13 protein-coding genes are annotated in these 21,645 nt (G+C 42.4%); 9 read left to right on the top strand and 4 right to left on the bottom strand.

Translation table 11 applies throughout. The annotated features are described in order from the left end of the window. Positions 1–10: 10 nt before the first annotated feature. The 3 genes from ODOSP_RS11215 to ODOSP_RS11205 form a co-directional block, all read right to left on the bottom strand. The gene (locus ODOSP_RS11215; protein ID WP_013612421.1) at positions 11–1,654 is read right to left on the bottom strand and encodes an ABC-F family ATP-binding cassette domain-containing protein; all 1,644 of its coding nucleotides are present in this window, start codon (positions 1,652–1,654) and stop codon (positions 11–13) included. A gap of 149 nt (positions 1,655–1,803) precedes the next feature. Next, entirely contained in the window at positions 1,804–3,195 is a 1,392-nt protein-coding gene (locus ODOSP_RS11210) for a TIR domain-containing protein (RefSeq protein WP_013612420.1), read from the bottom strand. Positions 3,196–3,212: 17 nt separating this feature from the next. Beyond that, complete coding sequence (locus ODOSP_RS11205) at positions 3,213–4,391, bottom strand: 6-bladed beta-propeller (protein ID WP_013612419.1); 1,179 nt, start codon at positions 4,389–4,391, stop codon at positions 3,213–3,215. Positions 4,392–4,502: 111 nt separating this feature from the next. On the opposite strand from ODOSP_RS11205, the gene ODOSP_RS11200 reads away from it, so the two are divergent. From ODOSP_RS11200 to ODOSP_RS18830, 9 genes are all read left to right on the top strand, one after another. Next, positions 4,503–5,075, top strand: coding sequence for an RNA polymerase sigma factor (locus ODOSP_RS11200; RefSeq protein ID WP_013612418.1), 573 nt, complete (start codon positions 4,503–4,505; stop codon positions 5,073–5,075). A 113-nt stretch (positions 5,076–5,188) separates the two neighbouring features. Continuing rightward, positions 5,189–5,899: a tetratricopeptide repeat protein gene (locus ODOSP_RS11195; RefSeq protein WP_013612417.1), complete on the top strand. Its 711-nt coding sequence runs from the start codon at positions 5,189–5,191 to the stop codon at positions 5,897–5,899. A gap of 134 nt (positions 5,900–6,033) precedes the next feature. Next, positions 6,034–8,220, top strand: coding sequence for a TonB-dependent receptor (locus ODOSP_RS11190; RefSeq protein WP_167535996.1), 2,187 nt, complete (start codon positions 6,034–6,036; stop codon positions 8,218–8,220). A gap of 400 nt (positions 8,221–8,620) precedes the next feature. Continuing rightward, positions 8,621–9,787, top strand: coding sequence for a FecR family protein (locus tag ODOSP_RS11185; RefSeq protein WP_013612415.1), 1,167 nt, complete (start codon positions 8,621–8,623; stop codon positions 9,785–9,787). Between the two features lie 42 nt (positions 9,788–9,829). Further along, complete coding sequence (locus ODOSP_RS11180) at positions 9,830–13,168, top strand: SusC/RagA family TonB-linked outer membrane protein (protein ID WP_013612414.1); 3,339 nt, start codon at positions 9,830–9,832, stop codon at positions 13,166–13,168. 18 nt (positions 13,169–13,186) lie between these two features. After that, entirely contained in the window at positions 13,187–14,707 is a 1,521-nt protein-coding gene (locus tag ODOSP_RS11175; RefSeq protein WP_013612413.1) for a RagB/SusD family nutrient uptake outer membrane protein, read from the top strand. 3 nt (positions 14,708–14,710) lie between these two features. Further along, positions 14,711–15,589, top strand: coding sequence for a DUF4843 domain-containing protein (locus ODOSP_RS11170; protein ID WP_013612412.1), 879 nt, complete (start codon positions 14,711–14,713; stop codon positions 15,587–15,589). 31 nt (positions 15,590–15,620) lie between these two features. Then, on the top strand, positions 15,621–17,195 hold the full coding sequence (locus ODOSP_RS11165; RefSeq protein WP_013612411.1) for a PKD-like family lipoprotein: 1,575 nt from the start codon (positions 15,621–15,623) through the stop codon (positions 17,193–17,195). 15 nt (positions 17,196–17,210) lie between these two features. After that, on the top strand, positions 17,211–19,373 hold the full coding sequence (locus tag ODOSP_RS18830; RefSeq protein WP_049782893.1) for a thioredoxin fold domain-containing protein: 2,163 nt from the start codon (positions 17,211–17,213) through the stop codon (positions 19,371–19,373). A 199-nt stretch (positions 19,374–19,572) separates the two neighbouring features. On the opposite strand, the gene ODOSP_RS11155 is transcribed toward ODOSP_RS18830, so the two are convergent. Continuing rightward, entirely contained in the window at positions 19,573–21,378 is a 1,806-nt protein-coding gene (locus ODOSP_RS11155) for a glycoside hydrolase family 2 protein (RefSeq protein WP_013612409.1), read from the bottom strand. Between the last annotated feature and the right edge of the window lie 267 nt (positions 21,379–21,645).

The raw sequence follows: 21,645 nt of genomic DNA, 5'->3' as shown, positions 1-21,645 counted from the left end.
TGTACCCTGATCAGGATTTCCGGGATTCGATCTCCCGGAGATTCTCCATTTTTTTCTTTCGCAGGAATCCGTTGATATCTTCCAGGTGTTCGGTGACTTTACCGTTTCCGAATTCGTAGACCTTTTGGGCCAGTCCGTTGAGGAAATCCCGGTCATGGGATACGACGATCAGTGTGCCGTCGAAATCGATCAAAGCATTTTTCAGTATATCTTTCGTTTTCAGGTCCAGGTGGTTGGTCGGTTCGTCGAGGATCAACAGGTTGACCGGTTGAAGAAGCAGTTTGATCATAGCCAGACGGGTGCGCTCTCCGCCCGAAAGTACCTTCACTTTTTTGTCGATATCGTCTCCGCTGAACATAAAAGCGCCCAGCAGGTTTTTGGTATTACTTTTCAGCTCCGAAGGGGTAACGTCATCCACCGTCTGGAAAACAGTCAGTTCTTCGTCCAGAAGAGAGGCCTGGTTTTGGGCGAAATAACCGATTTGTACATTGTGGCCGAGTGTGAGTTTACCGGTATAATCCGTAATCTCCCCCATAATACATTTTACGAGCGTAGATTTTCCTTCCCCGTTGCGTCCTACGAAAGCCACCTTTTCTTCTCTTTGAATGGTGAACCCCGCCTCTTTGAACACCAGATGATCCCCGTAATATTTCGACAATTCCTGGGCGATTACCGGATAGCTGCCCGAACGGGGAGAAGGAGGAAATTTCAGGCGCAGGGCAGAGGTATCTTCTTCGTCCACTTCGATCAGCTCTAGCTTTTCGAGCATCTTTACCCGCGATTGCACTTGCAGGGTTTTAGAGTAAGTGCCTTTAAACCGCTCGATAAAATCTTTGGTTTCGGCGATCATTTTTTGTTGTTCGTCATAGGCTTTTTGTTGTTGGGCCCGGCGGTCTTTACGTAGCTCCAGGTACTTGGAGTAATTCACCTTATAATCGTAGATCCGTCCCATCGTGACTTCGATGGTCCGGGTGGTGATGTTATCGACGAATGTACGGTCGTGAGAAATAACGACGACAGCTTTTCCGTTGCTGATCAGAAATTCTTCCAGCCATTGGATCGAGTCGATATCCAGATGATTGGTGGGTTCGTCTAAAAGCAGGACATCCGGATTTTTGAGTAACATTTTGGCCAGTTCGATCCGCATCCGCCAGCCTCCGCTGAAATCGCTGGTCTGACGTTGCAGGTCTTCCCGTTTGAACCCCAGTCCTAGCAGTGTTTTTTCGACATCTGCTTCGAAATGGGTGAGATCGATACTATAATATTTCTCGCTCAGAGCAGAAACCTCTTCGATCAATTTATAATATTCGGGTGAGTCGTAATCGGTACGCTCGGTCAGCTGACGGTTCAGGTCGTCGATCCTTTTCTCCATTGCGAAAAGAGGGGCAAAAGCCTGCGAAGCTTCTTCGTATACGGAGCGTCCGTCTTCGGTCATCAGATGCTGCGGGAGATAGGCGATCACGGTATCTTTCGGCGCCGATACATTGCCCCGGCTCGGTTTGCGCTGGCCTGCCAGGATTTTCAGAAGGGTGGATTTCCCTGCACCGTTTTTTCCCATCAGGGCTATCCGGTCTTTCTCATTGATCTGAAAGGAAATATCTTTAAAGAGGGCTCTGTCACCGAATTCTACCGTAAGTCCGTCTACTGAAATCATTTTTTATCTGTCGAAAATTTTTAAATCCATCTTTCCCCCTTCTTTTTCCTGCCCCTCTGTTCTTTTTATCCTGCCGCAAAGATAGAAAGAAGTCGAATAAAAATGCCGGAATAAGGATAAATAAAGTAAATATAGTTATCTTCCCCGGATTATCCGATAAATTTACCTTCCTTCCAGATGCCCGAATTCCGGGTACCGTCGGCCCAGGTATAGGTCCCCTGTCCGTGTCGTCTGTCATTCATCCATTGGCCTGTATATTTATCTCCGTTATTCCAGGTGAACGTCCCTTGTCCTTGTTTCATATCGTTTACCCATTGCCCTTCATATTTATTTCCGTCGGCATGATAATAAATACCCTGACCGTGCATACGATCATTCATCCATTGTCCTACGTATTTATCCCCATTGACCCACGTGAACGTCCCTTGTCCCTGTTTCTTATCGTCAAACCATTGTCCTTCATACCGACAACCATTGGCATAATAATAAATCCCCTCTCCTTGTTGTTTGTCATTCACCCATTGTCCCTTATATTTGCTACCATCGGGATGATAAAGTGTTCCCTGACCGTGCATACAATCATTTTTCCATTGCCCTTCATACCTGCTTCCACTTTTCCACTGGTAAGTTCCCTGTCCTTGTTTTTTGCCGTTCTCCCATTGTCCGTCGTATTTACTGCCATCGGCAAAATAATAAATGCCTGGTCCTTGTTTGTGATCATTCTCCCATTGTCCGTCGTATTTATCCCCGTTGGCATAATAAAAAACGCCTTGACCATGCATATAGTCACCATTCCATTGCCCTTCGTACCTGCTTCCGTCTTGCCAGTCGTAAGTTCCCCAGCCTTGTTTCTTATCGTTTACCCAATCTCCTTTATATTTGCTTCCGTTGGCATAATAAAAAATACCCCGTCCGTGCATATTCCCGTTTTTCCATTGTCCTTCATATCTACCCCCGTCGGTCCAGCAATAAGTCCCCTGTCCGTTGAATTTTCCATCTGCCATTTCTCCGGTATAGCTCCCATTGTCGAACTTATGGGTTTCCATCTTTGAAGTATTGGAAGCCGTAGAGGAGGAGGTAAAAGTATTCGAAATAGGAGTGCTTCCCGAAGTGCCGGATGTTGTCGAAGACGGAGTTAAACCACGTCCGAGGCATTGGGCGATCGAGGCGACAAGCTCTTGAATATGATGGCTTTCGAATGGACAAGCATCTATCCGGTCCAATTTCAATAAATGATAGGTCATATCGCTGGGTCCCAGCTTCTTGGAGATCTTAAACGGGACGATATTTTTCTCGAATTCCAGTGCCAGGCTAATCTCGTTCGCCGTATTCTCGGAATTATTCGAATGCTCCGACCATATAAAAAGTAAAATCTTACTATTATACACAGCCTGTGAGATCGCTTTGGCATAAGAAGTCCCTCTTTTTATCTCCTCTTTATCTATCCAATAAGATATATTCGCTTGCGTCAATGCAGCTCTGATCTTTTTCACCAATTCTTCGTCTTTTCTCGAATAACTGATAAATACATCATGTTCCATATCGGTTTGATTTTTCATTATTTTAAACTACAAAGAAATAAAAACATATCCATTTCCGGGTCGGCATTTTCCAATATTTCCGGATTTTGTATCAACTGCCTGTCTTTTGCTGTCAAACGTTCCAGCTCGTAACCCGATAAAAAGATCATCAACTTACCGTCTTGTGTGAAGCCTTTGAGTTTTTTGGCATACCATTCCGGACGATTGCTTACCTTGGGGGCGGGTTGATTGTCGGCGATCAGTTTATTTTCTTCTGCACGTTGGCGGATCCAGTTCCATTTACCGTTATGCCGTTCCTTGATGCCCAATAGGTAATAACACTCCGAATCCTCCATCCCGGTTTGCTGATTGAGTTCCGTGACGATATAATCGTCGTTCATCATAAAACCGGCGATACTTATAAATCCTTTCTGACTTAAATCTGTAAATGCCTGCATGGCATTTTCCGTTTCCCAATAACTTTCCGGGACGTTATATTTCCCAAAATCGAATTTCAGGAAAGGAACGGCACTGCCGGGGATAATCCGGTAAATCACCGGTTCGAGGGCGGTGAAAAGATAAGCTTCGTTTCGATGCTGGGTGAGCAAAGGGCCGATACTGGCTTCCAGTGTCCTGGTTTCCATCGGAAGGTATTTCCCCATCACTTGCAAAGCCGAATCGGTCTGTGTCAGTCGTTCAGGATATTTTCCATTGTTATACCCCTCGTAAAACCAGAATTGCGGACCTAGTTTGATAAAACTCTGTGTTCTGTCCGGGACCTCTCTTTGGTCTATGAACCGACCGTTTTTATGATAGCGGTAGAGTTGCACATCTTGTCCCGACAAAATATAGAGCTCGTCTGTTTCGGGATCACTGTAAAAGTCGCTCAATCCCAGGTATTCGCCCGGTGCTCTTCCGATTTTTCCGATAGAATCTAAAAATTCTCCCTTCCTGTCGAACCGGTAAACAAGATTACTCCCGTTCAGCATGTCACCGACATAAAAACTATTACTGTCCGAACGAATCGCATTATATGCCCCCACCGTGATCGATTCCCGGTGGTCCAGTTTGATCACTTCTATCGATTCGATAAAAGTCCTTAGCGAAGAAGCATTGGGCCCGCTATATTCTACCATTTCAGGTAATTCGGGTCGGGAAGTCCCGGCATGACAACCGGTCAGAAGTGCACAAAGCAAAAAGAAAAGGATATTCTGCATAACAAGGATACAATTATAATTTGTTTGCCAAGTTATGATTATTTTGTCAAAAATTTAGATAAATGTGGTATATTTGTTCGCACTAAATCGTTTCGTTGACCATTGTAAAATATGACAAACCGGCAAATTTCACCTCATACAGCCTCTTTTGAAAAGATCTTCCGGGAATATTATCCGGTATTGCTGCCTTTTGTGGAACGGCATGTCGGAGAACGGGAACTGGCTAAAGATTTGGTGCAGGATGTCTTTTTGAAATTATATAAGAGTTATCCTTATTTTTCCTCAGAGGTAAATATTAAATCCTGGTTATATACCTCTTCACGAAATGCTGCATTGGATTATCTGCGGCATTTGAAAGTTCGGGATAACAATAAGCTACTGATGGCAGAAGCGATGATGTATGCTGCCGATGTGGATGAGGTGATCAGTGAAGAACTGACCCGCAAGATCCATGAAGCTATCGATTCTTTACCTTTGCAGTGCTGCCAGATCGTACGTATGCATATCATCGATGGAAAGAAATATACCGAAATCTCCGCTGAATTGGGAATATCTATAAATACCATAAAAACACAGATTTTCCGTGGATATAAAAAATTGCGTGAACTACTTGCCGATGATTTGAATGCCCTGGTGTTATTTTATTTCCATATCGTCAGAAAAGAAAATCCTGATTTTTGTTGAAAATCAGAAGAAATATCAAATTTTTGTCACTCAAAATAAAAATAAGCTCGTCTTATCTGTAATTGAAACAAACTGTCGGATGAAAATCCGATGTTTATTATAAACAATAAGTCATGAAAGTTATTTTTATTTTATTTCTGTGTTTCCTTGTAAATCTGGTTTCGGCTCAAGATTTCCAGTATCGTATCGACTCAAATGTAAATACAGTAAAAATCGACTCCATAGGAAAGATTGTACGGGAATTGAGAAATTACAATACTAAGGGTAATAATCGTTATTTATCCTATTGGGAAGCTTATGCTTATTATAAATGTGCTATACTTTCCAGGGTATTGAAAAAAGAGGAAGACGCTGAAAAATTTACGGAAAAGGCGATTGAGATACTGGAATCTACAAAAGGCAAGACAACTGAAGATTATGCCCTGCTAGGTATGTTAAAAAATTATCAAATAAATTTTTCAGGATGGTTGGCGACTATTAAATTGAGTAATCAAGCTAAAACGATGGCGCAGAAGGCTATTGAATTGGATGGTGATAATTTACGGGCCTATCTGGTTTTGGGTATAAATAATTATTATACACCGGAGCTTTATGGTGGAAAAAGTAAATGTGAAGCATATTTCAAAAAAGCAATAGCTCTTCCTGACCGTACTTCAGAAAATGAATTCGACCCTACCTGGGGAAAAGGAGATGCTTTTTATTTCTTGTTATCCTATTACAAGAACCGGAAGGATGATGGGGATCAGGAACTTTTTGAAAAATTGAAACAGGATGCCCGGAATAAATTTCCGGATGATAAAAGATTCAAGCGTATCGGTTATTAATTATAAGAATATTATCCTGTATCATGGAGCCGTTCATGACAGTTATAGAATTTGCCGGTATATCCGATTTTATAGGGTGTGATCAAAAATATGAAAATAGCTATTCTGAGGTGCTCAGGTTTATAAGAGAAAGGATGACATTCCGGGTTTACACTTCTGTTAGGGATAAATTTTATTTGATATTGGTGTTCGTATTCATTATCCCTGTTGGTTTGTCTGCACAAAATGCTTATATACAGGGAGTTGTTCAAGATATTGACGGAACACCTTTGGCCGGGGCTGTTGTGATGCTTATGCGTGACGGTACACGGGTTGCGGCGACTACTTGTAAGATAAACGGTACTTTTAAAATCTCAGCTCACATTCTGCAAACCGATGTTTTACAGGTGTCGTTTGTCGGATTCCGTAATCGGCAAATTCCTGTTTCTGCATTTACCGATTGGAATAATATTCGAATTATCTTGCGGGAAACAGTCATACAACTTGACGATGTTACGGTTATGAGTCCCAGTATATCCGAAGACTTTGCTGTAGAACGTTTGGAGAGTATCGATATTTATCTTTCTCCTGCTTCAGGGGCCGATCCTTTGAAAGCAGTATCTGTGATGGCGGCGTCTACCAACGTATCGGAAAGTGCGAATACAGAATTACGGGGATCTTCGGGCAACCATTCCGTTGTGGTGCTGAATGGGGTGCCTGTCTGGAAGCCGGTACGCAATACCCAATTGAACGGTATCGGGAATTTTTCTGTTTTCAATACTGAACTTATCGGACAGATGAAAGTTTATGCGGGTAATCCTCCATTGACAATAGGGAATTCGATTGCAGGTGCGATAGAGATTGAAACGCCTGAACACATCACTCGTAATGATTTGAAATTGTCTTTATCGCTTGCGAATGCCGGTATCCTGATCAGTAAAAAGATATCGGATAAAAATTTCCTGCAATTATATGCTAATCACCAATTTTCAGCTCCATACCTCTGGCTGAATCATACTAATACAGATTTTTTGAAGCGTTTCAATACGACGGATGGAGGGGTGAACCTCCATTTACAGTTAACCCCTCGGTTGAAATTCAATCTTTATGAATATGCTATCGACGAGTACTACCGGGCAGATACAGAGCAATATAATTATAAGGACGAAAGTAAGGCAACAAGCCGGCGTTGGTTTCAGGTTGCAGGCCTTACTTTTGCGGCCTTGCAAAGTGGTGTAGTGGTTGAATTGAATAATGGCATAGATCTCTGTAAAAGCGGTTATCGATTTGGTGTCATGGACGGTTCGACACGGGAGAACCGCTTGTATACCTCGTTGGCCGCAAAGTATTTTGTTAGAAATCTGGGGTTTCAGGCTGGACTCACACATCAGTATACACGAGTTAATTTTTATGGCATTTTTCCCAAATATTTTTATAATTATTCGGATGAAGCAGAGGGTGTAACGGCCGATGATAAACTCTATAACCGTGTCTGGGAAGGTTATTTTTATTGTAAGTATACTCCTATGCGTCATTTACTTTTCAGCGGTGCGGTCAGAAAAAATATTCCTGAAGCCAGTCAACCTGATTATATATCCTGGCAAGTTGCGGGACGATGGAATATGAATGAAAAATTTTCATTGTTATTGTCAGCCGGAAAATATCATACTTATAATGTTCCGGCATACAACAGCCAAAATTTTGCTTTACATTCTTCCCGTCAATATTCTGTTGACCTGACAAGTCATATTTATGACTTTGATCTAAAACTCTCTTCTTATCTAAAAAATGAAAATACCCGGGACTATTTTGCTGAGAATGGGAAAGAGGCTGTTGTGGAGCGAAGACTGAAAGGTTTGGAATTTTCTGTTGCCCGTACGATAGGGCGATTTTCATTTGCAGGTTCCTATACTTTTATCGATTCCCGTGTCCGGTTGGGGAAAAAGAGTTATCGTTCTGCCAATGATATGGATTATATCATCCGGACCTCCATTGTCTGGCGTACAGCAAATCAATGGAATATAGGGATAAATTTTTCTGCACGCCCGGGTTTATATTACACCCCTGTTGAGTATGCTTTAAATATTAGTGATAATGTATGGTTTCCTCTTTATGGAGACTATAATTCGGAACAAGTAACGGCTTATCATTCATTGGATTTGACCGTCAATAAGATATTTCCGTTAAACAAAGGTCACTTACTTGCATTTTTCACAATTACAAATATGTTGGATAAATCAAATAGAAATTATCCTGTGTATAGTACTGACTATAAATCTGTCCTTGGGTGGGAAGAATATCAGAGGAGATTGGTGTATGTAGGGTTACAGTTTAATTTTTAAATGATTTTTTATAAAAATGTCAAATTCTTGTCATACAAAGTATAGGTGAGTCCGTTTTAGAGGTGATAATTGAAATAGACTGTTATTATAATTTGATACGACAATTTAAAGGTCCGATTCTTTTTGCGGGTTTTCGCAAAAAGAATAATGAACAATTCTTGGAAGCTTCGCTTCCATTAAAAAATAAAAGAGGGGAAAAAAATGAGAAAAGAAAAAGAGAATAGAGTCATTGATAATCAATTCGATAGGATCCATCCCTTGGGTATACTGTTTCATTGTCAATCAACCAGGTGCCCGCAGGGTCCAATGACTTTATAAACATTATGAACTTTATAAACTTTCAACTAAATTAATCGACCTTTTTCATTTGAGATAGTGGGATTAAGTTCAATGAAATACCATGGAAAAAGAAGAAATAACGATAGAATTACTTTATAGAAAACTGGAAAACCGTTTGACAGAAGAGGAAGTCAAACATTTTGAGATGTGGATGCAGGATATCGATCATCAGAGGTATTATCGGAATCTACAATCTTTTTATGAATTACGAGAGGCTGGAAGGCCGGATAGTGCAGAAGTGAACCGTGCGTGGATTGATTTACAGAGCCGGATAAATAAACAGGGGTTAAAGCCCGGACGTAACCGTCTGTTATGGCGTGGTGTGGTAGCAGCTTCAATAATTATTTTGTTGGGAGTAATACCTTTAACTGTGCCGCAAGATGTAAAAAACGTTTCTTCGGAAGCGGAGATACAGATCCGTCCCGGCCAACGGAATGCTATTCTGGAACTGGCTGATGGTAAGGTTTATAACCTGACAAACTTGGAATATGGGGGGAATAACAGGATTTCTGAGAATATTATTGTGGATAGTTGTTGTTTGGATTATCTCCGGCCGGATACGCTGATTCCGGTTGCCTTGGCTTGGCATAAAGTAATTGTTCCCCGGGGAGGAGAATTTCAGATTTCTCTGGAAGATGGAACGAGAGTTTGGCTGAATTCAGAATCTACCCTGAAATATCCGGAGGTATTTACCGGAACTACCCGGGAGGTATTTCTGGAAGGGGAAGCCTATTTTGAAGTAGCACGAAATACAAATTGTCCTTTTATCGTGCATACGGGAATACAAAATGTCAGGGTATTGGGGACCAGTTTCGGAATAACGAATTATGCAGATGACCAGAATCTGACTACCACTTTGGTTAACGGGAAGGTACAAGTAGAATTTCCGGGCTTTTCGGATGAGGTATTTCTTTTGGAACCGGGTTTTCAGCTGGCTTGTGACCGGCAAAACCGGAAAATTGAAAAGCGGACTGTCGATGTCTATGAATATGTTGCCTGGAAAGATGGAAAATATGTTTTTACCCGGAAACGTCTTGAAGATATATTGACTACTCTTTCACGGTGGTATGATTTTCATGTGTTTTTCCAAAATCCGGAAGTAAAAGAGGTCGTCTTTTCCGGTGAACTGAGACGTTTCGATAGTTTCAGTGATATTCTTCGTTTGATTGAGAAAACAAGCGATGTCAAATTTACTACGACAGGCAATACCGTTTTGGTGAGGGAATGATGATAACGACTAAAATAATGTTGAACTAAAGAATGCTAACTTATGAGAAAACAAGGATGTAAAAAATGGGCATTATATGTCCCACAGTTGGTGGCCTTGCTTTTAGTATTCAATTTGAATCTGAATGCAACCGCATTTTCCCAGCATCAGCGATTAAATTTGAAGTTGAAGGATGCTACACTGGAAGAGTTTATTTCAGCCATTAAAAGACAGTGCGATGTGGGTTTTATTTATGATTATAATAAAACAAAAGATTTGAAAGGCATTACTGTCACTGCTGTGAATGAAGAGATTTCTGCAGTTTTGGAGCAGGCTTTAAGGGGGACGGGGTTTACGGCGGAAATAGATAACAATACGATTATTCTGCGGAAATCGGCTGTCCCGCAGACAGTACAAGTGGCTAAGCGGATTAGCGGTCAGGTGATGGACAAAAGTGGGAATGCATTACCGGGTGTAACCGTTATGATTAAAGGAACGGCCTTAGGAACGACAACGGGGGTAAACGGAGATTTTGAAATCAGCTTACCGAATCCTGTAGGCCAGACTTTGGTATTTTCTTTTATCGGAATGACTTCGGTTGAAATGACTTTGAAGAATACAGAACCTTTGACCGTTGTGTTAAAAGAAGAAGCGACGGAGATGGAAGAGGTGGTGATCACCGGTATTTATTCCAGGAAAAAAGAGAGTTTTACCGGTTCTTCCCAGACCTATACCCATAAGGAGTTGAAGATGATCGGGAATACCAATGTCTTGCAAAGTCTGAAAACCATCGATCCTTCTTTTGCGATCATTGAGAATAATCAGTTCGGCTCTGACCCCAATACTTTGCCGGATATTAATGTGCGTGGTAAAACGAGTGTTGTCGGATTAACCCAGGAATATGATACTGACCCGAACCAGCCCCTGTTTATTCTGGATGGATTCGAATCGACCTTGAAAGCAATCAGTAATCTGAGTATGGACCGGGTGGCCAGTATCACTGTATTGAAAGATGCTGCTGCAACCGCTATTTATGGTTCCAAGGCAGCGAACGGTGTTATTGTCGTTGAAACAAAAGCTCCTGAAGCCGGAAAACTGCAAGTGAATTACAATGGGAACCTGAATTTTTCATTTGCCGATCTTTCGGATTATAATTTGATGAATGCCCGTGAAAAATTGGCATTTGAAAAATTAGCCGGCCGTTATGGTCCTTTAGATGCAAATGGGGAAATTATAGACGAAGGTTATCAGTCTACTTACTACCAACGTTTGGCTGAAGTGGAGAAAGGGGTGGATTCGTATTGGCTGAACGAACCTTTACGTTTTGCCACTTCCCACAGTCATGATCTTTTTATTGAAGGGGGAGATTCCCGTATGCGTTATGGTTTAGGGGTAAATTATAACCGGACAGCCGGTGTCATGAAAGGGTCTGACAATAATGTCCTGAACGGAAACGTCCGTTTGATTTACCGTTACAAAAATCTGGCATTTACCGATTACGTCAATTTTGATTATTCGGTATCCGATCGCGAAAAAGTAGCTTTTTCCAAATTCTCACAGGCCAATCCCTATTACCGGAAAGTGAACGATTATGGAGAGCCGGAGGCAGTGCTCGAGAAATATAAACTTATGTCAGGTGATGAATATGTCTTCAATCCGTTGTACGATATGTCTTTGAATTCTTCCAACCGAACCCGGAATTTCGGCTTCCGGAACAATTTTGAGGTGGATTGGCGGGTTATTGAACCTCTCCGGTTGAGAGCCAGAATCAGCGTATCGAAGTCGGTGTCTAAACAAGAAGTTTTTCAATCTCCTAAAGCTTCGGTATTTTACGGGAAGAGTGAAAAAGAAAAAGGATCTTATTCTGAAACCAATGGGGATGTGTTGAGCTATGACGGGGATTTGAATGCGACTTTCGGTAAGTTGTTTGACAATAAACACATGGTGAATGCCGTTGTGGGTATGCAGGTGTCCGATAATAAAAACAAGACTTCCGGTTTTAGAGCGATAGGTTATGTCGACGACCGGAATATCACTCCTACTTTTTCCAATGGTTATCCGTCCGGAGAGAAGCCTTCTTATTCAAACAGCCAGAAACGTTCGGCCAGTTATTATATGAACGGGGGATATGCCTATGATAACCGTTATCTGTTGGATGCTAATTTCAGGGCGGACGGTTCATCTGTTTTCGGAGTTTCGAATAAGTTTACGACAACCTGGGCGGTAGGTGTCGGCTGGAATATACACAATGAATCTTTTGTAAAAAACTGTGCGTTTATTGATTTTCTGAAATTGCGTTATTCGATCGGTAATCCGGGTAACCAGAATTTTAGCCTGTACATGTCGTCCAATATGTATAGCTATACGACAAGTTTTAATAATCCTTTCGGTTTAGGAGCCAGAATATCTTCTTACGGGAATCCGAATCTGGAATGGCAGAAAACAATCGATCAGAATTTCGGATTCGATGTAGAAATATTTCATCGTCGTTTACGTCTGAATTTCGACTATTTTATGAAGAATACCGATCCTTTATTGGTATCAGTGACCTTACCGACTTCGACAGGCACAGCTTCCGTACCGACCAATCTGGGAAAACAGACGACCAAAGGGTATACACTTTCGGCTAATGTCGTCGTGTTACAGAAGGAGGAGCTGAACTGGAGTATCAATGGAAATTTACGGCATTTAAAATATGAATATAAGAATATCGGGAATGCACTGGAAAAATACAATGCACAAAACCGGAAAGATGAAACTGATCAAAAGATCGGAAGTTCAAATTTGAAACGTTATTATGACGGAGGAAGCCCTTCTGATATCTGGGCTGTACGTTCGGCCGGAATCGATCCGGTGACCGGACGGGAAATTTTCATCAAGAAAGATGGAACTCAGACTTTTGAATTCGATTATAATGATGAGGTCATCGTCGGTAACTCAGATCCTAAGCTGGAAGGTGTGATCGGCAGTTCATTCTATTGGAAAGGATTGTCGGCTTCGATAAATTTCCGTTACCGGGTAGGTGGACAGATTTTTCTGAGTGCTCTGTACAATAAAGTAGAGAATATTTCTGATCAGGACGTGTATTATAATCAGGACAAACGAGCCCTGTACGACCGTTGGCAGAAACCCGGGGATGTCGCTAAATTTAAAGCCATATCTCTGAATGAAACCACTCCGATGTCTTCCCGTTTTGTTGCCGATGAGAATACATTATCCTGTGAATCGGTTTCCATCGGGTATGAAACCCAGGCTCGCTGGCTGAGGCATTTCGGTGCTTCTTCCATGACTATACGCGGATATATGAACGATATTTTCCGGATATCTACTGTAAAAAATGAACGGGGATTGGATTATCCTTTTGCCCGTAGTGTGGCTTTTTCTTTAGGTATAAGGTTTTAATGCTAAAAAGATTAGATTATGAATAGAATAAAAAGAATATGGATACTGGGGCTTTTACTGATAGGCGCTTCATGTAATTCCTGGTTGGATGTGGCTCCGGAGGATCAGATTATGGAAAAAGACCTGTTTGAAGAAAGAGAGGGGTTTCTGATGGCTTTAAACGGGGTGTACCTGAATATGAATAGTTCGTCGAATTATGGAGGTAATTTGTCGGCCGGTATAATCGATGTGATGGCTCAGTATTATAATTGTACCACCAGTGAGCACAATTATAGTGGTTACCAGTCCTATGCTTATGATAGTAAGACGTCAAAAGACCGGTTCGAAACGGTATGGAAGACCACTTATTCCCAGATTTCGAATTTGAATGCTATACTGGAACATTGCGGAGACGGGAATCCGGTGCTGCCGGAACTGTATTATAAATTGATCAAAGGCGAGGCGTTGGGATTACGTGCTATGTTACATTTCGATATGCTCCGGCTGTTCGGGCCACTTTGGACGGAAAAGGAGCAGGCAAGTATACCTTACCAGACTTCTTCGGAACGGATTGTCGAACCTTTGTTAAGCGCAGACAGCGTATTAAACTGTGTGCTTACCGATTTGACAAGAGCTGCTGATTTATTGAAGGATGTCGATCCTGTTATTACCGATGGAGCCAGAAATTACAGTGGAGGAGAAAATGGTAATGATCTTTTTTACCGGCAATACCGGATGAATTACTATGCAGTGAAAGCTTTGATGGCAAGGGCGTATATGTGGAAGGAAGATTACAGCAAGGCAAAAGAATGTGCCATTGAGGTGATTGAGGAAGTCGCTGACGAAAAGAATCCTTTGTTCCCTTTGTGTACAGCAACTTATGCAGATACAGCCTCCAATGATAATATGTTTGCGACAGAGGTATTGTTCTCTTTGTACAATAGTATTCGTACAGATAATATTTATAAGACCTATTTTACCTCTGATCTGAATGTGGTGAATTTACTGACTTTGGCCGGAGGCTATCAGAATGGCCGTATCCGTACCATTTTCGAATCTCCCGATGATTTGCGTTTTAAAATGTGGGAATCTGTAACAAAGGAAGGAAAAGAGTTTTGTTGTTTCAAGAAGTATGCAGAGGTACAGACGACTACCGATGAAGCAAAGGCCAAGGCAGAGCGTTTTGCTTATATGGTTCCCCTGATCCGGGTCAGCGAACTTTATTTGATTGCGGCCGAATGTGTCGGAGTCCGGGAAAGGCAGGTCGGTATTGCTTTGGAAAAATACCTGAATCCTTTACGTAAAGCCAGAAAGTGTATCAGCCTGAATACAGAGTCGCCGACCGATCTGAATACGGCTATCCGGAATGAGTATATCCGGGAATTTATCGGAGAGGGGCAAACCTTCTATTATTTCAAACGCAATCGGTTGGAAAGTATACCCGATGGTTCCCAGCCGGCAGAGACGTTGACGATGCAACTCCGGAATTATGTGGTTCCATTACCTGACAGTGAAACCAGTCAACGGGAAAATCAAAGTAGTTCAACTGAAAAAGAGTAAATTATGAAAAATATTGTTTATATAGCGACCTTATTCCTCATCATTGCCGGTCTGTCCGGATGTGAAAAAGAAATCAAGGATTTCGACGGAGAGGAAGGAGTTTATTTCTATGTACAATGGGGACCGGATTGGTTTGATACCACTTATTGGGCCGCCCAGCCTTATACTAAAGTTGAATTTATTAAAAAGGGTGTAGACGAACTGCTTCTGAAAATAAGGGTACAAATGACCGGAAGGGTAAAAGATTATGACCGGAAATTCCGTATTGTAGTCGATCAGGATAGTACGACAGCCGTAAAAGGTGAAAATTATCTGGAATTTGATGAATGGCAAACCATAAAGGGAGGCTGGAGTTATGCAGATGTGCCGGTGACTGTGAAAAATAGTGAAGCATTGGATGAAGTGGAACGTAATCTTGTACTTCGTTTATTGCCATCCGAAGATTTCACCCTGGCTATTCCGCAATGGTTCGATTTGAGCGGTATGTTGGGGAATGATAGCGGCAAGGAGGAATTTGACGGGACACGGCATAAGATTATCCTGAACAACTTTATTACTTGTCCGAAAGTTTGGATGGGAAGGGAGTCCGGTAAAATCGGAGATTTGGAGGGAGGATTGTGGGGATTCTTTTCAAAGGAAAAATTTGAAGAAATCCTAAAGCGTTTTCCGGAGTTGACTTATGAAGATTTTATGTCCAATGAAACGATGCCGTCCGGTTTGAAATATGCTATCCAAAACAAGATGGCTATGGATTTGCAGGCATTATATGACAAGAGCCCCGATCATCGTGATGCAATCAGGGAGAAAGATGGACGACTGATGTGGTTTCAGGGGGTGAGTTGGAAATCTTATTATGGGGTTCCGTTTCAACCGGGAGAATGATAGAATTGAAATATACTAAAATCTGACTACGATGAGAAAATTAATATTGATATTATGGGCGGGAATTCTATCTGTTTTTAGTATTTCCTGTTATGATGACGAGGGATCGAATGATTATCATCCGATCAATGAAGTAAAAATTTCCGATTGGAAAAAAGGAGGTTATACGGCTATTTTTAAGAACGATACTTTAAAAATCACTCCGCTTTCCTATCTGGACACCGTACGGAAAGAACCTGTGATACAGTTTACAGAAGACAGTGATCCTTCGCGTTATGAATACGAATGGAAAGTGGTGGCCAGCAGTTTGACCGATGACCGGGATAAAGGAATCGTTTTGGGTACGGAACGGAATCTGAGGTATTTTGTCAATTTGAAACCTGATTCTTATACTTTATATCTGAAAGTCAAAGATACGAAGACCGATTTGATCTGGAAATCCTATACCTCACTGACTGTTTTGAGTGTGACGGATAAAGGTTTTTTTGTTCTTGGGGAAAAAGAGGATGGTACGGTAGGTTTGGATATGATCTCTACGGCAAAAGATACGATTGTGTTGAAGAATCTGTTGGAGGGGAATGGACTACCTGAATTACGGGGACCGATGCGGGTCATGTATACCGGTTCTTATTATTGGGAAACTCCGGCTATGAAACTGTGGATATCCACAGAATCAGGATCCTACTATCTGGATTTGACTTCGTTTGCTTCAGGACCGATGAATACCTTGCGTTCTATGACTTATTCAAGTTTCCCGATGCCTGATATGCTGAATGTAGTGGATATGGCTGCCAAACAGCGTTTTACCGGTATGTCAAATAACCGGATTATGATGACGGAAGATTATGTATTCGGAGCGAGTTTGTACTCGGATGAAAATTATGGAAATCCTTCCAACCGTATGGATGTGATGAGTGAAAAATGCTTCCGGCCTTTTCCATATATTTTTACCAGTATAAGCAGTCCGAGTGGTTGGATTATTTATAATGCCGACGATCATTGTTTTACCTTTTTGAGTACTGTTACCGGGTTAAGTGTAACTCAGTTACAAGATAATGCAGGAGAAGCATTTCCTTGGATACAGCCGGCGGGCCGTACTTGTATTTATGGTGAGAATACATTTAATACAGTGGGAGGTAGTTCAAATGGAAATTCATTTGCACTGATGGAAGATCAGCAAAATTTCTATGTCTATCAGTTTTATTGCAGTATCCGGAGTTGGGTGCCGAGCGATATGCCTCAGAAAAGAGCCGGCTATACGATAGACAAATCGAAAGCGACCGGTTTAAGAAGCGGATTGCTTTACGCTTTTGCTTCTAAGCGTTCTTTGTTATTGTATGCTAACGGACAAATATTACATGCATATGATTATGTGAATCATATGCATTATGAGAAAGACCTGGGCGATCAGATTACCTTTATCAAATTTGATCCCTATGGAAATAATTACGATGAGTTGATGGTAGGTACCTACAACGCGGCAGAGAAGGGAATTGTAACGCGTTATCTTTTGGGCACTGACCAGGATTCGTTTGAATTGGAACCTTTGAAAGATTGTCGTTGGAACGGTTTGGTGAAAGTGAAAGATATTGATTACCGGCAATAGTTTGAGATCATATCTATGAATAAAAAAGTGATCATATGGATGGCCGGAATCCTGCTGTTGCCTTTGTGGGTGTGTGCCCAGGGGGTAAATTTCCGGCCGCTTTCTTATACGGAAGCGATAGAACTTGCTGCGAAAGAGAACAAGATGGTTTTCATTGACTTTTATACAACATGGTGCGGACCTTGTAAACGAATGTCAAAAGAGGTTTTTCCCCAGCAGGAAGTAGGAGAATATTTCAACCGTACTTTTATTTCCCTCAAATTAGATGCAGAGAAAGAAAATGGGTTGGAACTGGCAAAGAAATATGCCGTAAAGGCTTTTCCTACGTTTGTGGTATTGAGTCCGGATGGTACGGAGGTATTCAGGACCTCCGGCTATCGCCCGGCCGATGAGTTTGTGGAGAAAATCCGCAAAGGGATCGATTCCCGATGGTCACCTGCCGGATTGACTAAACGCTACGAAAAGGGCGAACGTACTCCTCAGTTGGTTGATGATTATGCCACGTTATTATTGGAACAAGGGAAGACAAATGAGGGATTCGGGGTGATCAATGATTATTTTAATCGCTTATCTGCCCGGAAAAAGGTAAAACCGGAGAACTTCTTTCTATATGAACGCTACACCCTGAATTTTGATGACCCCAAAGCACAGTATGTGTTTGATAACAGGGAACAATTTGTCAGGGCAAACGGAAAGGAGATTGTAGATAAACTGTTGTATTCATGGTTGCGCATCCGGTTGATTCCCTATTTCTCATTGAGAAGCCCGGAACCTGTTACTGCTGAGGGGTTGCAGAAATTGAAAACGGATATCGAACAGGTAAAGCTTACCCATACCCGTGCGATGCCGGATTTATTGGCCATAGCTGATGTCCGGATGGGAGGGAATGTCCGGGAATATCTGGAAATATGTAAGGAAAAATTCCCTGTTCTGGAAGATCAGGACCGTTTTCTGATTCTATTGGATCTGGAGGTGGTAATGACCGAATCTCAGGAGGTTAAACAACTGGCAGTCGATTTATTACGCAGCAATATGCAGGTTGCCGACGAATTCCATCAGCGTATTCTGCGGATGAAGATGCTGGAATTGGAAGGGAAGAAAGATTTTACTTTGCAGGCAGAAATCGATGCTGTAGAGAAGGGAAAAGTGATCGTCATGGGATGGACACCCCAGGGTATGCTACAGGATACTTTCGATTTTACTGATCACCGGATCAGGTTGAATATGGCTGCCCGGGATACTTCCCGGTTGACGCTGAAGCTTTTGTGTGAAGAACTGGCTTGTCCGGCACCCCGCTTGGGTACCTATTATCCGAATGTCAGTCTGATGGTGGTCCCTGGTGAATATGCTGTTATGAAAATCAGAGCTGAAAAAGGGAAAGTACCGGAAATTGACTGGATTAGAGGAGGTACTGTGGCGCACGATTACTGGCGTCTTTATTACGAGCAGGTTGATCCTGCTGAAGCGGCTTACCGACAGTTGACAATGACAAATATGCTTGAAGGAGGAGATATCCGCGATTATAAAGAGGAGTTTGACGCTTATATGCAGGCCAACAAACAAACCATAATGGCGTTTGTACGGGCAAATCCCCGAAGTTATATCTCCCTGATGAATTTGCTGGAACATTATAATTGGTTTGACGAAAACGAGGCCGAACGGATATATGATCAGCTTCCTCAGGAATTGCAAGGTACAGCTTATGGGAAAATACTCAAACGGAAATTGGATGCCGGCCGCCCTTATCGTCCGGGCACAATAGCACCTGATTTTGTGAAGAAGGATATGAATGGTAAAGACGTTTCTTTGAAAAAGCTGAAAGGGAAATATGTATTGCTCGATTTCTGGGGAAGTTGGTGCGGACCTTGCCGGGCCTCCCATCCCCATTTGAAAGAGTTACATAAAAAATATAGCGGGAAGGTAGTCTTCGTCAATGTGGCCGATGAAAATATGAAGGACCTGGAGCAGGCTAAAAAATTATGGAAACAGGCGGTAAAAGAAGATGGTATGACCTGGACTCAAATCCTCAACAATGAAGGTAAGGAGGAACAGGATCTATTGAAACTTTATAATATCACTTCTTTTCCTACTAAGATACTGATAGATCCCGAAGGGAAGGTGGTTGCCCGGCTTGTCGGAGCAACAGCTGATCCTGAAGAATTTCTGAAAGCACTTTAAAGTAAGAAAACGGGATTCTGAAATGATAAAAGCTAATTGAGTAGGAGAAACGGGATTATTTCCCGTTTCGACCTCTCAATCAAGTAGGTAAAAGGAGTTTCACCAAATCCCTAAGTAATGCGTCTGCCCTGCCCTCTCCCGATGTCCGACAGAAACAAACCGCTTTCGCGCTGTTCTGTCTAAAATCTTGTATGTATTCTTATTTTAAGGAATTACATATCTTTTGGTTCATTTCCCGGATTTTTTTCTCGTTTACCTTGATTTCTTTTCTGTCATAGGTCATCAGTCCATTGACTTCTCCTTCGACGTCAGTAATCTGGGTATATACGCCGGCAGAGAATCCCCGGGGGATCAACTGAAGTAAATGTTCGGCATATTTGATATACTCCGTCGTCACTTCTTCCGGATTGTTGAATTTCACATATCCCCAGTTTCTGTCGGGCATCCAGAGGTGGTCTTTCATCACCAGTCCGATGCCGCCGTATTCTCCTAATACGGTTGCCCGCATCGGATCGTAGAGATATAAATCGGGATCCGGATAATTGTGCAGGTCGAGAATATCTCCGCAGGTGTAGTGATTTCCACCGCTGGCAGGATTGACCAGACGACTCGGATCATAAGCTTTTGTCCAGGCTGCGATATCGGGAGTTTTGAATTGTCCCCAGCATTCGTTGAAGGGCACCCATACCCCTACACAAGGATTGGAATACAGCAGGTCGATGATTTCTTTCCATTCCCGGCGGTAATTGGCTTCCGATTCGGCGGAATGGACCATTTCTACTCCTTTGAAATATTGTCTGCTTTGCCATTCCGGTCCTCTGTCGCCATTCGGCATATCCTGCCATACGATTACGCCTAATTTGTCGCAATGGGTGTACCAGCGTGCCGGTTCTACCTTTACATGCTTACGGATCATATTATATCCGAAATCTTTTACTTTCTTGATGTCGTATACCAGGGCTTCGTCGGTCGGAGCGGTATATAATCCGTCGGGCCACCATCCCTGATCCAGCGGACCGAAGTGGAAAACATTCCGATTGTTCAGCTGTAAACGGGTAATACCGTCTGCGCCTTGGCGGATAGAATATTTCCGCATGGCAGCGTAGCTGTTCACTTCGTCGATCACTTTTCCATTGTCGGTCAGAGTCACTTTCATATCATAAAGGAAAGGATTTTCAGGACTCCATAATCTGGCATTCTCGATCGCCAGCTGAACGGGCTGGCCCTGCATGGCTTTTCCCGTAGCTACGACCTTTCCTCCCTCCGATACTACTACCGAAACAACGGCGGAAGGATTGCCGGTTGCCGTATGGGCTTCTACGGTCAGGATCTTTTTATCGATATCCGGTGTCGTTTTCAGCCGGGTGATGTGGTTGGCGGATACAGGTTCCATCCATACCGTTTGCCAGATTCCGCTGACCGGAGTGTACCAGATACCGTCCGGGTGTTTCACCTGTTTTCCTCTCGGTTGATAACCTTCGTCGCTCGGATCCCATACTTTTACCGTGATCTGGTTTTTCCCTTTAGCTAAAACCGGAGTAATATCGAAAGAGAAGGGGGTGTATCCTCCCCGGTGTTGTCCCATTTTAACGCCGTTTACCCAAACATCGGCTTGCCAGTCGACAGCCCCGAAGTGCAGCAGTATGTTTTTGCCTTTCCAGGAGGAGGGAACGGTGAATTCCCGGCTATACCACAATTCGTTTTCTTTGCCTAAAGTCTTCATCACACCCGAGAGGCTCGATTCTACGGCAAATGGTACCAATATCTGACCGTCCATGTCTGCCGGTTGCTGAGTACCCGTCGGACGGATGGCATATTCCCACAAGCCGTTCAGGTTTTTCCATTCCTTCCGTTCCATGATCGGTCGGGGATATTCCGGAAGTACATTATTCGGATCGATTTGCTCTGCCCACGTGGTTTTTATTTTATCGCCCGCAGGTTTCCATTGTGCATACCCTGCCAAACTAACAGCCAGAGCAATTGCAGAAAATAAGATTTTTTTCATAGATATCTGATTGATTAATTTATTTCGACGGATCAAAAATACGTGCTAACGTTTGAAATCAAGGGTGATTATTATTCAAATAAAGGTAAATTTTAACCAAAATTCCTCCTTTGACCAGAAATTACTCTTTTTTGAATAGTTTGTTTTCAGACACCTTCTTTTGCACTTCGCTCTTCTTGCTGATCCTCTCCCATTTTTTAGTTACAACGGTGAAAGCTTCACTTCTCTAACCTCTGTAACTGTTAAAACGTAGAATTATTCCGGTCC

The sequence above is a fragment of the Odoribacter splanchnicus DSM 20712 genome, from assembly GCF_000190535.1.
GTDB classification, from domain to species: Bacteria; Bacteroidota; Bacteroidia; order Bacteroidales; family Marinifilaceae; genus Odoribacter; species Odoribacter splanchnicus.
The sequence above is the reverse complement of the archived record's forward strand: the minus strand, read 5'-3'. Positions and strand labels throughout refer to the sequence as shown.

Coding starts and splice junctions, on each gene's coding strand:
- ODOSP_RS11185 (WP_013612415.1), top strand. CDS start 8,621: ATGGAAAAAGAAGAAATAACGATAGAATTACTTTATAGAAAACTGGAA.
- ODOSP_RS11155 (WP_013612409.1), bottom strand. CDS start 21,378: ATGAAAAAAATCTTATTTTCTGCAATTGCTCTGGCTGTTAGTTTGGCA.
- ODOSP_RS11205 (WP_013612419.1), bottom strand. CDS start 4,391: ATGCAGAATATCCTTTTCTTTTTGCTTTGTGCACTTCTGACCGGTTGT.
- ODOSP_RS11165 (WP_013612411.1), top strand. CDS start 15,621: ATGAGAAAATTAATATTGATATTATGGGCGGGAATTCTATCTGTTTTT.
- ODOSP_RS11200 (WP_013612418.1), top strand. CDS start 4,503: ATGACAAACCGGCAAATTTCACCTCATACAGCCTCTTTTGAAAAGATC.
- ODOSP_RS11190 (WP_167535996.1), top strand. CDS start 6,034: ATGACATTCCGGGTTTACACTTCTGTTAGGGATAAATTTTATTTGATA.
- ODOSP_RS18830 (WP_049782893.1), top strand. CDS start 17,211: ATGAATAAAAAAGTGATCATATGGATGGCCGGAATCCTGCTGTTGCCT.
- ODOSP_RS11215 (WP_013612421.1), bottom strand. CDS start 1,654: ATGATTTCAGTAGACGGACTTACGGTAGAATTCGGTGACAGAGCCCTC.
- ODOSP_RS11170 (WP_013612412.1), top strand. CDS start 14,711: ATGAAAAATATTGTTTATATAGCGACCTTATTCCTCATCATTGCCGGT.
- ODOSP_RS11180 (WP_013612414.1), top strand. CDS start 9,830: ATGAGAAAACAAGGATGTAAAAAATGGGCATTATATGTCCCACAGTTG.
- ODOSP_RS11195 (WP_013612417.1), top strand. CDS start 5,189: ATGAAAGTTATTTTTATTTTATTTCTGTGTTTCCTTGTAAATCTGGTT.
- ODOSP_RS11210 (WP_013612420.1), bottom strand. CDS start 3,195: ATGGAACATGATGTATTTATCAGTTATTCGAGAAAAGACGAAGAATTG.
- ODOSP_RS11175 (WP_013612413.1), top strand. CDS start 13,187: ATGAATAGAATAAAAAGAATATGGATACTGGGGCTTTTACTGATAGGC.